The sequence below is a fragment of the Microbacterium sp. ZW3a genome (assembly GCF_057167165.1).
Genome location: NZ_CM169903.1, coordinates 2,746,183 through 2,760,038 on the forward strand (window position 1 = coordinate 2,746,183; position 13,856 = coordinate 2,760,038).

Annotated in this window: 12 protein-coding genes; 4 read left to right on the top strand and 8 right to left on the bottom strand. The window is 70.7% G+C overall.

What is annotated here, in order from left to right; all coding sequences use genetic code 11:
- Positions 1-38: 38 nt before the first annotated feature.
- On the top strand, positions 39-1,295 hold the full coding sequence (locus ACU6WY_RS12890; protein WP_483820037.1) for a DUF2254 domain-containing protein: 1,257 nt from the start codon (positions 39-41) through the stop codon (positions 1,293-1,295).
- A 108-nt stretch (positions 1,296-1,403) separates the two neighbouring features.
- On the opposite strand, the gene ACU6WY_RS12895 is transcribed toward ACU6WY_RS12890, so the two are convergent.
- The 5 genes from ACU6WY_RS12895 to ACU6WY_RS12915 form a co-directional block, all read right to left on the bottom strand.
- The gene (locus ACU6WY_RS12895; protein ID WP_483820038.1) at positions 1,404-3,230 is read right to left on the bottom strand and encodes an amidase family protein; all 1,827 of its coding nucleotides are present in this window, start codon (positions 3,228-3,230) and stop codon (positions 1,404-1,406) included.
- A 41-nt stretch (positions 3,231-3,271) separates the two neighbouring features.
- Positions 3,272-4,012: a cohesin domain-containing protein gene (locus ACU6WY_RS12900; protein ID WP_483820039.1), complete on the bottom strand. Its 741-nt coding sequence runs from the start codon at positions 4,010-4,012 to the stop codon at positions 3,272-3,274.
- A gap of 175 nt (positions 4,013-4,187) precedes the next feature.
- On the bottom strand, positions 4,188-5,087 hold the full coding sequence (locus ACU6WY_RS12905) for an HAD family hydrolase (RefSeq protein WP_483820040.1): 900 nt from the start codon (positions 5,085-5,087) through the stop codon (positions 4,188-4,190).
- Positions 5,084-6,352, bottom strand: coding sequence for a serine--tRNA ligase (serS, locus tag ACU6WY_RS12910; RefSeq protein ID WP_483820041.1), 1,269 nt, complete (start codon positions 6,350-6,352; stop codon positions 5,084-5,086). Before serS ends, ACU6WY_RS12905 begins: the two co-directional genes overlap by 4 nt.
- A gap of 40 nt (positions 6,353-6,392) precedes the next feature.
- The gene (locus ACU6WY_RS12915) at positions 6,393-7,538 is read right to left on the bottom strand and encodes a hypothetical protein (protein WP_483820042.1); all 1,146 of its coding nucleotides are present in this window, start codon (positions 7,536-7,538) and stop codon (positions 6,393-6,395) included.
- Between the two features lie 138 nt (positions 7,539-7,676).
- On the opposite strand from ACU6WY_RS12915, the gene ACU6WY_RS12920 reads away from it, so the two are divergent.
- Together ACU6WY_RS12920 and ACU6WY_RS12925 are read left to right on the top strand one after the other, a co-directional pair.
- The gene (locus ACU6WY_RS12920) at positions 7,677-8,951 is read left to right on the top strand and encodes a diacylglycerol/lipid kinase family protein (protein WP_483820043.1); all 1,275 of its coding nucleotides are present in this window, start codon (positions 7,677-7,679) and stop codon (positions 8,949-8,951) included.
- A gap of 173 nt (positions 8,952-9,124) precedes the next feature.
- Positions 9,125-10,495 (top strand): cryptochrome/photolyase family protein, encoded by a 1,371-nt coding sequence (locus ACU6WY_RS12925; protein ID WP_483820044.1) that lies wholly within the window; start codon positions 9,125-9,127, stop codon positions 10,493-10,495.
- 72 nt (positions 10,496-10,567) lie between these two features.
- On the opposite strand, the gene ACU6WY_RS12930 is transcribed toward ACU6WY_RS12925, so the two are convergent.
- On the bottom strand, positions 10,568-10,993 hold the full coding sequence (locus ACU6WY_RS12930) for an Asp23/Gls24 family envelope stress response protein (RefSeq protein WP_483820045.1): 426 nt from the start codon (positions 10,991-10,993) through the stop codon (positions 10,568-10,570).
- 121 nt (positions 10,994-11,114) lie between these two features.
- Positions 11,115-11,393, bottom strand: a complete 279-nt coding sequence (locus ACU6WY_RS12935) for a hypothetical protein (RefSeq protein ID WP_483820046.1) — start codon at positions 11,391-11,393, stop codon at positions 11,115-11,117.
- Positions 11,394-11,553: 160 nt separating this feature from the next.
- Between ACU6WY_RS12935 and ACU6WY_RS12940 the strand changes: the two genes are divergently transcribed.
- Positions 11,554-12,600: an LLM class flavin-dependent oxidoreductase gene (locus ACU6WY_RS12940; RefSeq protein WP_483820047.1), complete on the top strand. Its 1,047-nt coding sequence runs from the start codon at positions 11,554-11,556 to the stop codon at positions 12,598-12,600.
- An 89-nt stretch (positions 12,601-12,689) separates the two neighbouring features.
- Here the strand turns inward: ACU6WY_RS12940 and pheA are convergent, their stop codons facing one another.
- Positions 12,690-13,652, bottom strand: a complete 963-nt coding sequence (gene pheA, locus ACU6WY_RS12945; RefSeq protein WP_483820048.1) for a prephenate dehydratase — start codon at positions 13,650-13,652, stop codon at positions 12,690-12,692.
- Between the last annotated feature and the right edge of the window lie 204 nt (positions 13,653-13,856).

Sequence of the window (13,856 nt, forward strand, 5' to 3'; positions counted from 1 at the left end):
GGGGATGCTCGCGAGGGCGAGGCCGCTAGCGTCGGGGGATGACGACGAACCGCGGGTCACTGGCATCCTTCTTCCTCCGGCTGGGCAAGAAGGTGTGGGCGCGTGCCGCGCTGTTCACCCTCATCGGCATTGCGGTCGCCCTGGTTGCCGGGTTCCTCGGCCCGTTCCTCCCGTTCAGCGTCACCATCGACCTCGGCCAGAACGCCGTCGGCTCCCTCCTGCAGATCATCGCCACGGCCATGCTCACCGTCAGCACCTTCTCGGTGACGGCGATGGTCACCGCGTTCTCGGCGGCGACGACCACGGCGACGCCGCGATCCACTCCCCTGCTCATCGCCGACACGACCTCGCAGAACGCGGTGTCGACGTTCGTGGGGGCGTTCACCTACTCACTCGTCGGCATCGTCGCCCTTTCCACCCCGTATTACACGGAGCAGGGGCGGACGATCCTGTTCGTCGGCACGCTCGTGGTGATCAGCATCGTCGTGTTCACGCTGCTGCGATGGATCTCGCACCTGGCGACGTTCGGCCGGATGGCCGACGTGATCGACCGCGTCGAGAAAGCGGCGACCACCGCACTCGAGATGCACGCCACCTCTCCCGCTCTCGGCGCACGAACGCTCACGACCGTGCCCCTGGGGGTCCGGTCCGTGCACACCGACCAGGTCGGCTACGTCACTCACGTCGACGTCGCCGCGCTCAACCGTGTCGCCGAGGACCGCGACGTGCGCATCTACGTCGACGCGACACCCGGCCGGGTCGCCGATGCCCGCATCCCCCTCGTCCGCGTCGCCGGACCGGTCGATGACGACCTCACGAAGGCGGTGCGCGGCGCCTTCCGGATCGAGAATCACCGCACCTACGAGCAGGACCCGCGCTTCGGCGTGATCGCGCTCACCGAGATCGGCAGCCGCGCCCTTTCCCCCGCGACGAACGACCCCGGCACCGCGATCGAGGTCATCGCCGCCCTGCAACGCGTGCTGACCCGGGCGATCACCACCGAGCCCGACGACGAGGTGAAGTACGGGCGCGTCTTCCTGGAGCCCGCCGAGCTGCGCGACATCGTCGCCGATGCGTTCCGCCCCCTCGCCCGCGACGGTGCGCCCCACATCGAGGTACAGGTGCGCCTGCAGAAGTGCCTCGCCTCGCTCGCGGCATCCGCTCCCCGGCACGCCGACGTTTTCCGGGATGCCTCCCGCGCGGCGTTCGAGCGCAGTCGGCGCGACCTCGACCGGAACGATGTGCGGCTGCTGCGCTCGTCGATGCGCGAGGCGTGGGCGGGGATCGCGGCGTAGAGCGCGCGCAGCACCGCCCTCGCCGAGCACTCCCGGAGGAGAAGCCCCCGAACACGCCGACGGCGGCGACCCCGGACCCGTGAGTCCGGAGCCGCCGCCGCGTCAGGATCAGCCGAGCGGACCGTAGGCGGCCGGCGTGGTGCGGGCGTGCGTCGCCTGCTCGAAGCCGTACGCGAGGCCCAGGAGCGGACCCTCGGCGAAGTCGCGACCGAGGAACTCCAGGTTCACGCCTCCGGTCGAGGCCTCACCGTCAACTCCCTGCCCCATCGGAACCGTGACCGCCGGCAGACCGGTGTTCGGGCTCAGGCGCATGTTGGTCCCGATCAGGCTGTACGGGTTGGCCGTGGGGTAGACCAGAGCATCCAGGCCCTGATCATTCATCAGGGCGGTCATGATCTGCTTGCCCTTGGCCAGCTGCAGCGTGTGCGAGCCCTCCGGACCCGCCCAGGCCTGGTACGCCTCTTCGGTGACGGCGGCGCGCTGACCATACGGGTTGGTCGCGCGGCCCGGCACGATGTTCGGCGACTGCGAGATCGCGAGCAGGCTGTTCGCGCTCACCGCCGGGTTGAGGTACTTGGCGATGTAGTCCTTCAGGTCGTGACCGAACTCCGGCCCGCTTCCGCTCCCCTCGCCGACGATCGCGGCGAATCCCTCGGGCGCGGCGACCTCGACGAGCGTGGCCCCCTGCGCCTCGAACGTCGCGCGCGCCTCTTCGAACAGCCGCTGCGTGATGGAGTTCGACCCGACCATCGACGAGATGTAGCCGATCTTCTTTCCCTTCAGCGAGCCCGCATCGAGGTACGCCGTGTAGCTCTCGGGGATCTGACCTGCCGAGCGAGCCGTGATCGGGTCGCCCGCGTCTTCACCCACGACGGCGTCGAGGGCGACCGCAGCGTCGAGCACCGATCGGGCGATAGGGCCGCCGGTGTCCTGCGACAGCGCGAGGGGCACGATGCCGTCGCGGCTGGCAAGCCCCACGGTCGGGCGAACACCCACGACCTGGTTGTAGGTCGAGGGGATGCGAATCGATCCCCCAGTGTCGGTGCCGAAGCCGATGCCGGCGAGGTTGGCCGCGATCGCGGCCCCCGTGCCACCGCTCGACCCACCCGAGCTCTTGGTCGTGTCGTACGGGCTCGACACCGTCAGCGCGGTGCCGTCGGGCTGGAACGCCGACCACTGCGACGACAGGTTGATGGCGAACTCGTCCATGCTGGCCTTGGCCACAATGACCGCGCCGTCGGCTCGCAGGCCCTTCACCATCGAGGCATCCGTCGTGGTCTGGTTCTGGTTCCAGCATCCACACCCGGCCGTGGTCGGCATGTCGACGGTGTTGTAGTTGTCTTTCAGGGCGACCGGGATGCCGAGCAGCATGCTGGTCATGCCCTTCTCGGCGCGGATTCCGTCGGCCGCTTCCGCAGCCTTCAACGCCACGTCGCTCGTCGTGATGATCGAGTTCAGTGCACGGCCGCCCTCCTGCCGCACCACCTTGTCGTACGCGGCGATGCGGTCGAGGTACTGCTGGGTCAGCTGGACCGAGGTCAGCACACCGGCGTTCATCGCGGCCTGCATCGACAGCGTGTCGGCCTCCACGATCTGGAAGGGGCCGTCGTCGTAGACGATGCGCTCCGCGAGCAGGGCCAGATCGGAGGCCGTGATCGCTTTGTCGTCGTCGAGGTCGAGAGGTGCGATCTCGGCCCAGCCCGCACCGGCCGAGGTCTCGCCGATCTCCCCGGCGAGCACCTCCAGGTCGGCCGTGGTGACCTGGGAATCGTTCGTCAGGTCGAGCTCGGTGTAGTACGGGGCGAGGAACGGCGCCGTCGCGGGGGCAGCGGCCGGCGCCGGGGCAGCAACCGCGGCCGGGGCGACGAGCGCACCGGTGACGACCACGCCGACGGTCGCGGCGACGGCCAAGGCACGGCGGGACAGGGGGGTCATGAGCGATCCTTCACGAGTCGTGGCAGACGAGGCGGGCGAGATCATTCGCGCACCCCCTGACGGCGGCGCGCGACGAACACTGCTCCCGCGGCGATGAGGGCGACGGCGACGGCACCCGAGATGAGCAACGGCGTGGCGTCAACGCCGGTGGTCGCCAGGTCGTTCGAGCCGGTCGTGGCGGGCGCGCTCGACGCCGACGGCGAGGCCGACACCGAGGGGGTGGGCGTCGCCGACGGGGTGGGCGTGGGGGTCGGCGTGGGCAGAGCGGCGAGGTCGACCGTTTCGGATGCCACGGCGGTCTGCGTCGCAGTCTCGCCCGTCGACGACACCAGACGCACCGACGTCAGCTCGACGCGGGCCGTGCCGGAGCCGATCGTGTGCAGGGGCACCGTCGCGAGGACGGCGCTGCCCGACAGGCCCGGCGAGGTGCCGAGGCGGGTGTGCGAAACGGTGACCGTGCCGGGGCCGTCCACGGCGGAGGTGAAGCCGCCTTCCGGTCCGGTCGGGAGGTCATCCGCGGCCTCGAGCACACCGTCGGTGACGGCGAACACGAGGTCATAGGCAAAAAGGTCACTGATGCCCGCGCCGGTGACGGTGGCGACGATCGTGTCACCCTCGGTCGCGCTGGCGGGGGTCAGTTCGAGAGTAAAAGTCGCCGCGGGCGGGGCGGCGTGCGCCGCCGGCGCGACGGCGAGCGGCCCGAAGAGGGCCAGAGCCGCGACGAGCGCGGCCCCGAGGCGGCGCGCCGCTCTCGGGGGTGAAGCGGGGGTGTGTGCAGACATGCGCGATTCAGGCTCCTCGGGATAGGGAGAGCACGATCGTGAGCCGCACGGGCCTCTCGGCGCGCGATCGTGGGGGTTCCCCGACCCTGGCAGGTGAGCATGTCAGACAAGTTACGTGACGTTTCGATGGCGTGTCAGCGACCGCGCGCCACAGACCCCGAGGGTTCCCGGGCGGTTAAAGAGCGCGCAGCACCGCAGCGACGCCGCCCTCGCTGACCGAGAGCCCGACCTCACCGGCGGCCGCGTGCACCTCGGGCGGGCCCTGCTGCATGGCGATGGCGCGCCCGCCGTGCGAGACAGCCCACTGCATCATCTCGATGTCGTTGCGGCCGTCGCCCATGACGAGCACGTGAGCGGGCGGGATGCCGAGCCACTCCCGCACGAGTTCGAGGGCGGTGGACTTGTTGACCCCCTGCGGGGCGATGTCAAGCCACGCCGTCCAGCCGATCGCGTACGATACCTGACTCAGTCCGATGCGCTCGACCAGCTCGAGGAAGTCCTGATCGGTCTGCTGGGGCGCGACCACGACCACACGGCACACCGGCTGGTGCGACAGCTCCGCGAACGTCACCTGGTTGGCACCCTGCAGGTTCCAGTCGTCGAGGTAATCGGTGAAGTTGCGCTGCCCGTCGGGGAGCTCGACGAGGAAGTGCGCGTCGCCGAGGTGTTCGCCCAGCAGCGCCAGCACCTCGGACGGATCGAACGTCTCGACATGCGCGCGCTCGTACTCGGTGGCATCCGGCCCGCCCACCCGTCGCATGACGATCGCGCCATTCGAGCAGACGGCGTACTCGGGATGGATGCCGAGGCGCTCCATGATCGGGAAGGTGCTGTCCCAGCTGCGCCCGGTGGCGAGCATGACCTCGTGGCCGGCGCGCTGCGCGTGCGCGACCGCCTCGACGATGCCGGGGCTCAGCGTCTCGTCTTCGAGGAGGACGGTGCCGTCGATGTCGAGGGCGATGAGCATGCGCCCGACCGGCGCGGTCTGAGCGACCTCGTCGATGACCTCGGCCGCCTCGCTCTGCGACTCTGCCTCGACGTCTCCGATGCGGGGCAGGGCGGCCTCGTCGGTCATGCGATGGGCTCCATGACCTCGAGTCCGCCGAGGTACGGTCGCAGCACTTCGGGCACCGTCACCGACCCGTCGGCGCGCTGGTGGGTCTCCAGCAGCGCGACGATCCAGCGCGTCGTGGCGAGCGTGCCGTTCAGCGTTGCGACCGGCTGCGTCTTGCCGCCGTCGGCGGGGCGGAAGCGGGTGTCGAGGCGACGCGCCTGATAGGTGGTGCAGTTCGACGTGCTGGTGAGCTCGCGGTAGGCGTCTTGCGTGGGCACCCACGCCTCGATGTCGAACTTGCGCGCGGCGCTCGAGCCGAGATCGCCGGCGGCGACATCGATCACGCGATACGCGAGCCCGAGGTCTTGCAGCATGCCCTCCTGCATCGCCACGAGGCGGTCGTGCTCGGCCTCGGCGTCGGCCGGGTCGGTGTAGACGAACATCTCGAGCTTGTTGAACTGGTGCACGCGGATGATGCCGCGGGTGTCTTTGCCGTACGAGCCCGCCTCGCTGCGGTAACAGGTGGACCAGCCGGCGTAGCGCTTGGCACCGCGCTCGAGGTCGAGGATCTCGTCCATGTGATAGCCGGCGAGGGGCACCTCGCTCGTGCCGACGAGGTAGAGGTCTTCCTTCGGCAGGTGGTACACCTCGTCGGCGTGCTGGCCGAGGAAACCGGTGCCGCGCATGACCTCGGGACGCACGAGCGTCGGCGGAATCATGGGGGTGAACCCGGCCTGCAGGGCCCGGTCGAGCGCGAGGGTCATGAGGGCGAGCTCGAGCCGCGCGCCGATGCCCGTGAGGAAGTAGAAGCGGCTGCCCGAGACCTTCGTGCCCCGCTCCATGTCGATCGCGCCGAGCTTCTCGCCGAGAGCGAGGTGGTCGAGCGGCTCGAAGTCGAACGACGGCACGTCGCCGTGGGTGCGGAGGGTGACGAAGTCGTCTTCGCCACCGGCGGGAACGCCCTCGAGCACGATGTTCTCGATCTTCGCGAGGGCCTGCGCGGCGGCCTCTTCGGCCTCGGTCACGGCGTGCTGCGCGGCCTTGACCCGCTCGCTGAGCTCTTTGGCCTCGGCCACGAGCGCCGGCTTCTCGTCTTTCGGGGCCTGGGCGACGCGCTTGCCGTGCGCGTTCTGCGCGGCCCGCAGCTCTTCGAAGGAGGTGATGGCCGCGCGGCGGTCACGGTCGGCGTCGATCGCCGCGTCGACGGAGTCGGGCGACTCCCCGCGCGCGATCTGGGAGCGCTTCACCAGTTCGGGATCTTCACGCAGCAGAGTCAGGTCGATCACGCGTCCATCCTACGGTCGGCGCCGGGCGTGTTCCCGCGCCTCAGGCGCCGGGCGCCGTGGGGTCGAGCGCCCGCGTCACGGTCACGACATCGGCGTACTGCGCCTCGATCTCGGCGAGCCGCGCCGCCGCAGCCGCGTCAGCCGCGTCGACGGCGGCGATGCGAGCGTCGAGGTCCGCGCGCCGGGTGTCGAGATCGGCCAGCCAGGCGGCGAGGGCGTCCTGCCACGTCCCCGTGTACACCGAGCCCGTGGAGTCCGACCGGCTCACCGTCCAGCGCCCCCGTTCGACGGGGTCGAGCGCGTTGTACCGATCGGCATCCTGCTGGTAGCTCTGACGATCGACCTCGTACATCTGTCGATCTCCCTCGAGCCGGGCGCGTTCGTTCGCGGCATCCGCCGTGCCCCGCGTGAGGTCGTCGACGGCGCTCTCGTAATCGGCCAGCAGGCGCTCCACGTCTCCCTCCACGCGATGACCGACCGCGACGAGCGCGGCGCGGTCGGTGAAGTACCGCGCGTACACGGCCTCCAACTCGGGGGAGAACCCTCCGTCCGGCCACACCTGCGATCCCAGGTAGGCGAAGAGCTCGGTGTCGCGGGACTCTTCGTGCCCGTCGATCGACCACTCGATCTGCTGGCGCACACGATCGTCCGGAGCCACGCGCTCCATCGCCGCGTGCAGTTGATCTTTGACGCGCCAGATCTCGCCCGCACCGAGCCGATCGAATGCCGCGTGCAGGAGCTCGTGCGCGAGCGTCGTGACGGCCGAATCCGCCACGCGCGCGTCGGCGGGGACGAAGACGACGATCCCGGCGCGCGAGTAGCAGCCGTAGGTCGCGTGATCCCCGCTGCGGTCGTCTCCGCCGCACGCGTCGTTCAGGTCGTCGCCCCGAGCATCGCGCGCACCCACCTGAGTCAGGAGTTCCCTCCCCTCCTCGGTCAGGTACGCGCGATCGGCCACCGCGGCGATGGCGGCCGGAAGCGTCTTGGGCCCCAGTGCGGCCATCACCTGCGGGATGCCGAGACCACCGGTGCCCGCTGCGAGACCGGTGAGCAGGAGCAGCACGGCGCCCGCGATCCCCACGACCCACCACGACCGTCGGCGGCGGCGCGCACGGGCGAGAGCGGCGAAAGGGCCGTCATCGACCGGGCGCGGGGCCCGATGCGGCGGCTGCTCGAACAGCGTCACGAGCGAACGCTAGCCCCGTGGGGGGAACGGTGAGGGGCCGCATCGTGAACGCTCAACGCTCGACACACCCCGCCGGTCGGCGGTCAACCCCCACTCGCGCGGACGGGCGCGCGAGGTCGCGGTCCTAGGGTGGATGCCATGGCCGCCCCTGACGAACCGCGCGACGACGCGGACGCCCCCGAGAACGACGTCCCCTCCTCGCCCGAGACCGAGAAGGACGAACTGGCCTCGGAAGGGTCGCAGCAGCACTTCGAGGAGTCGAGCCTGAAGGGTGAGGACGTCGTCGACGACCCCGACCCCAAGGCCGCGGCATCCCCCGACGACGTCATCCGCGAGCCGGAAGACGTCGAACCCGACACGGCCGACGGAGAAGAGGGAGAGGCCCGCCGGGTCTCGCCCGACGGCGACGACGCCCCCATCGACGCCGAGCCGACCCCGGGCAAGCGCGCCGCGCTGGTGTACAACCCCATCAAGGTCGACGCCGACGTGTTGCGGGCCCGCGTGAGCGAGCTGGCGGCCGAAGCCGGCTGGGACGAGCCGCTGTTCTACGAGACCACCGTCGACGACCTCGGCGACGACGCCGCCCGCGCCGCCCTCGAAGAAGACGTGGATGCCGTGCTCGTGGCCGGCGGCGACGGCACGGTGCGCGCGGTGGCCGAGGCGCTCACCTCCACGGGCGTGCCCCTCACGATCGTCCCCAGCGGCACCGGCAACCTGCTGGCGCGCAACCTCAACCTGCCGCTCGACGACGCCGACGCGATGATCCGCGCGACCTTCGAGGGCAAGGTCCACCCCACCGACACCGGGGTCGCCCGGATCCGCCGCGCCGACGGCACAGTCGAGGAGCACGGGTTCGTCGTGATGGCGGGAATGGGCCTGGATGCCGCGATGATCCAGAACACCCGCCCCCAGCTGAAGAAGTCGGTCGGGTGGGTGGCCTACGTCGACGGCGCGGCTCGGTCGCTCGTCAACGCCAAGCCGTTCCGCGTGATGTACCAGCTCGACGGGCACCGGCTGCACTCGGCCAAGGTACAGAGCGTGCTGTTCGCCAACTGCGGCGCGCTCCCCGGCGGTGTGGCGCTGATCCCCGAGGCATCCATCGCCGACGGCCTGCTCGACGTCGCCATCATCCAGCCGACCGGCCCCCTGGGCTGGGTGGGCGTGTGGCGCAAGATCTGGTGGGACAACTCGGTGCTGCGCCGCTTCCGCGCCGGTCGCCGCGTGCTGGAGCGGCGCAAGGACTCGTCGGTGCGGTACCTGCGCGGCCACGGCATCGAACTGGCTACGTCGCCCGCACAGCCGATCGAACTCGACGGCGACGAGTTCGGCGACGCCACCCGCATCTACACCCGCATCGTCGAGGGCGGCCTGGCGATCGCCCTCCCCGCCGACCACGACACGTCGTCGCTGTAGCCGCGACCGAAAGCACACGTTCGGGTCGAGCGCACACGTTATGGCCGGCCGTACCGTGTGCGTTCGTGCGGAACGTGTGACCTCGAGCCGCGCCGGGCGGGCCGGGGCCGCGCCGGGCGGGCCGGGCGTGTCAAGCCCGGCGAAGCGGCCCGGAGGCTGGATAACGTCGGAGGATGGGTTCTCCGTCTCTCGTGTGGTTCCGCGACGACCTGCGGCTGGCCGATCATCCGGCGCTCCGGGCCGCGATCGACCGCGGAGAATCGGTCATCGGCCTGTACGTGCTCGATGAGGAGTCCGACGGCGTGCGCCCCCTCGGCGGGGCGGCTCGGTGGTGGCTGCACCACTCCCTGGCATCCCTCGGGGAACGTCTCGGGGAAGCTGGCTCGGTGCTCGTGCTGCGCCGCGGACGGGCGTCCGAGGTGCTCCCGGCGATCGTCGACGAGCTCGGCGCCGGCGCGGTGTTCTGGAACCGCCGCTACGGCGGGGCGGAGCGCGAGATCGACGCCGGCATCAAAGAGGCGCTGCGCGGCGACGGGGTGACGGCGGCGTCGTTCGCGGCGAACCTGCTCTTCGAACCGTGGACGGTGCGCACCGGCTCCGGCACGCCGTACGGCGTGTACACCCCGTTCCGCCGCGCAGTGGAGAAGATGCCGGCGCCTCGACCGCCCCTCCCCGAAGCGCAGACCGTGCCCGGGCCGTCGTCACGGCCGGACTCGGACGACCTCGCCAACTGGGGGCTTCTGCCCACGACACCCGACTGGGCCGGGGGCCTGCGCGAGACGTGGGAGCCCGGCGAACCCGCGGCGCAACGACGGCTGCGGGAGTTCCTCGACGACGACCTCGGCGACTACGCGTTCTCGCGCGACGCGTTCGCGGGAGGCGCGACCTCGAACCTGTCACCGCGGTTGCGGTGGGGCGAGATCAGCCCCTACCAGGTGTGGCACGACACGATCGAGCACCGCGGGTCGGGCGCACACGCGGAGTCGGCCGCCGGTTTCCTCTCCGAGGTCATCTGGCGCGAGTTCGCCTGGCACGTGCTGTTCCACTCCCCCGACCTCGCGACGAAGAACTGGCGCGCACAATACGACGCGTTCCCGTGGCCGAGCCTGAACCGGGCGCACCTGGAGACATGGCAGCGCGGCGAGACCGGAATCGCGGTGGTGGATGCCGGCATGAAGCAGCTCTGGCACACCGGGGTCATGCACAACCGCGTGCGCATGGTCACGGCGTCCTTCCTCACCAAGAACCTGCTGATCGACTGGCGATACGGCGAGCAGTGGTTCTGGGACTGCCTGGTCGACGCGGACGCCGCGAGCAACCCGTTCAATTGGCAGTGGGTCGCGGGCTCCGGCGCGGACGCCGCCCCCTACTTCCGCGTCTTCAACCCCGAGACGCAGCGCACCAAGTTCGACCCGCACGACGAGTACATCCGCCGGTGGGCTCCCGAGCACCTCGACGGTGGGGCCCCCGCGCCGATGGTCGATCTGAAGGAGACGCGCCAGCGGGCGCTCGACGCCTATGACCGGGTCCGCAACGGCGGCTGACCGCCGCGCGGTCGGCATCCGGGCATGAAAAAGGGGCGCCGACCCACATCGGCGCCCCTCCTCTTGCGGGGATCAGCTGACGCGCGCGTCGGCGGTGGTGTCTTCGTCGTCGTCGTCGCCCGGGATGAAGACGTCGACAACCGTGACGTTGATTTCGGCGACCTTCATGCCGACGAGCTCCGTGATCGCGTCGCGCACCGCGGCACGAACATTGGATGCCACGACCTGCAGCTGCTCGGGGTAGTCGACCTGGATCGCGATGTCGGCGGCGACCTCGGTCTCGCCCACCTCGACGCTCACGCCCTGGGCGTGGTCCTTCGAGCCGACGGCCTGACGGATGTTGCCGATCACGCGGGCTGCACCGCCGCCGAGGGCGTGCACGCCGGGAACGGAGGCCGCCGCGATACCGGCGACCTTACCGACCACGGCGTCGACGATGACCGTCTTGCCGTCGCCCTTCAGAGCGGGGGTGGTTGTGGCGTTGGTCTTGTCAGCCATGTCGCTTCCTTCCATGTGTGTCCGGAACCGTGTGTTCCGCGAGGTCATAGGGAAGACGCTCGCCGCGCCCCATTCGTCACGCGATCCCGCTGAGAGAAAGCTGAGTGTGGGGAAACCGTGATCAGAAGTCGAAGAACCCGCCGAACGGCTCGCCCGCGTCGCCCGTGTCGCGCGCATCGAACGACACCGTCTCGACCGAGAGCGTCACCGACGTTCGGGGCGAGAACAGCACGCTCACCTCCCGGTTGCCGACGACCGTGAAGGACTCGAAGCGACCCCCCGCGCGAACGGCGTCTTCGATCCGAGATTTGAGGCCGTCGACATCCTGCCCCTGTGCGAGGGGAAACACCGCCTCGTTCACGGCCAGGTGGGTACGGAGCATTGTGGTGTTGTCGCTCATGAGCGTCCTCCATTCCTCGGTGGGGCCTTCGGCGCTCGCGGGGACCGAGCGCTTCGCGAAACCGTACGGCCCCCCGGCTTCTCAGCGAAGGGGGTTGTCGACCCTCCGGCGGTGGAATACGTGCGCCGCACAGCCCGTTGTCACCGGAGTGACCGACGCGATGCCTTCCCTCTCCGTGCTCGACCTCGTCCCCGTGCGGGCCGGGCAGACCAGCGCACAGGCGGTCGCCGCCTCTCTCGACCTCGTCGCCCGGGCCGACCGCCTCGGCTACCGCCGCTACTGGTTCGCCGAGCATCACAACATGCCCGCGGTGGCCTCCACGACGCCGCCCGTCCTCATCGCGGCGGCGGCCGCACGAACGGAACGCATCCGCGTCGGCTCCGGTGGCGTCATGCTCCCCAACCACTCGCCGCTCATCGTGGCCGAGCAGTTCGCCGCCCTCGAGGCCCTCGCCCCCGGCCGCGTCGACCTCGGCATCGGGCGCGCTCCGGGCAGCGACCCCGTCATCACGCAACTGCTGCACCGCTCGGGGACGACCAGCGACGTCTCGCGCTTCCCCGACCACATCACCGACATCCTCGCGCTCACCTCCCCCGAGGGGGCGACCGTGCGCTTCACCTCGGGCACCGAGTATCAGGTGAAGGCGACACCCTCGGCATCCGGGATGCCACAGGTGTGGCTCCTCGGCTCGAGCGACTATTCCGCGCAACTCGCGGCGAGCTTCGGTCTGCCGTACGTGTTCGCCAACCACTTCGCCGGCGAGGGCCTGGAGCACGCACTGCGGCTCTACCGCGACCAGTTCCAGCCGAACGAGTCCGGCGCGGGGCCGCGCACCTTCGTCACCGCGAACGTCGTGGCCGCTCCCACCGCCGCCGAGGCGGAGGAACGCGCCCTCCCGCAGTTGCGCATGATGGCGCGGCTGCGCACGAACCGCCCCCTCGTACCGATGGAGACGGTCGAGCAGGCCCAGGCCGACCCGTTTGACGCCCTGGCCGAGTCGATCATGGCCTCGACCCGGCAGAAGTGGTTCGTCGGCACGGGCGACGACGTGCGGGCGCAACTCACGGCGTTTGCGGCGCAGCACGGCGTCGACGAGATCATGCTCTCGCCCGTCGCAGGAGCCTACGACGGCGAGCCGATGGAAACGTCGGAGGCTCGGGCGCAGACCCTGGAGCTCGTGGCGTCGACGACTCCCGTCGCGGCCTGACGCTCGGCCGGGGCGCGGGGTCCCGGCATCCACTCACCCCGTCGTCGCGACCGGGCCCACCCGGGCCCGGCGCGGCTGGGGGATGCCGGTCAGGCCTCGGGTTCGCCACTCAATAGGCCGCGCAGCCAGTCGCGGGCCTCGACGAAGACGTCGTCGGAGTAGCGCTGCGGGTAGCGGACGATTGCTCGGTCCGCGCGCGCGTACGAGCCGAGGAAGATCACCTTCGGGCTGAATCGACGAAGACCCAGCAGGGCGTCGGCCATCCGCTCGTCGTGCACGTGGCCGTCGGCGTCGATCACGAAGCGATAGCGACCGAGCGCGTCGCCGATCGGGCGGGATGCCAACAGGCTCAGGTTGATCCCGCGCGTGGCGAACTGCTCGAGGAGCTCGAGGAGCGCACCCGGGTGGTCTTCGGGGAGCTCGACGATCAGCGAGGTCTTGTCGGCTCCCGTCGGCGGGGCGGGGGCGACGGTGCGGCTGACGAGCACGAAGCGGGTCACGGCGTTGGCGTTGTCGCCGATGTTCTCGGCGAGGACCTCGACCTCGTGATGAGCGACGATGCCGGGCGCCGCGATCGCGGCATCCGCTCCGCTCGACCCGTCGAGCACGCCCAGCGCGCTGGCGACGTTGCTCGCCGCGGGGAGGTGCGCGTGCGCGGGCACGTGGTCGCGGAGCCAGCCCAGGCACTGCCCGTAGGCGACGGGGTGCGCGGCGATGAGCGACACCTCCGCCATCGTCGCCCCGGGGCGACCCACCAGCACGAAGTTGACCGGCACGAGGTACTCGCCCACGATGCGCAGACCCGGGACCGTGGCCAGGGCGTCCTGCGCCGTCGAGACACCGCCGTCGACCGAGTTCTCGATCGCGATCATCGCGGCATCCGAGCGCCCTTCGACCACGTCGGCGAGCGCCTCGCCGACGTTGCGCACCGGCCGCCAGATCTGGTCGCGCGCCTCGGGGACCTGCGCGAGAGCCGCCTCGGTGAAAGTGCCGGCCGGGCCCAGGTAGCTGTAGGTACGACGGGCGGGCACGGTTTCTGTGTCGGGCAGCACCGGCCCAGCCTAGCCCTCTGCGCCGGGCGGCCCCTCTCCGGCCGCAGAACCACCGGAATAGGGGGCTCTCGAGCCCTCCGGGGAGGAGGGCGACCCGCCACAATGAAGTCCACCGCCACCCGAAGGCGGATCGCGCACGCCCACACGCGTCAGCACCGCGCGAGCAAGGAGGCCTGATCAATGATGAGCCGCGCCCGCACAAGA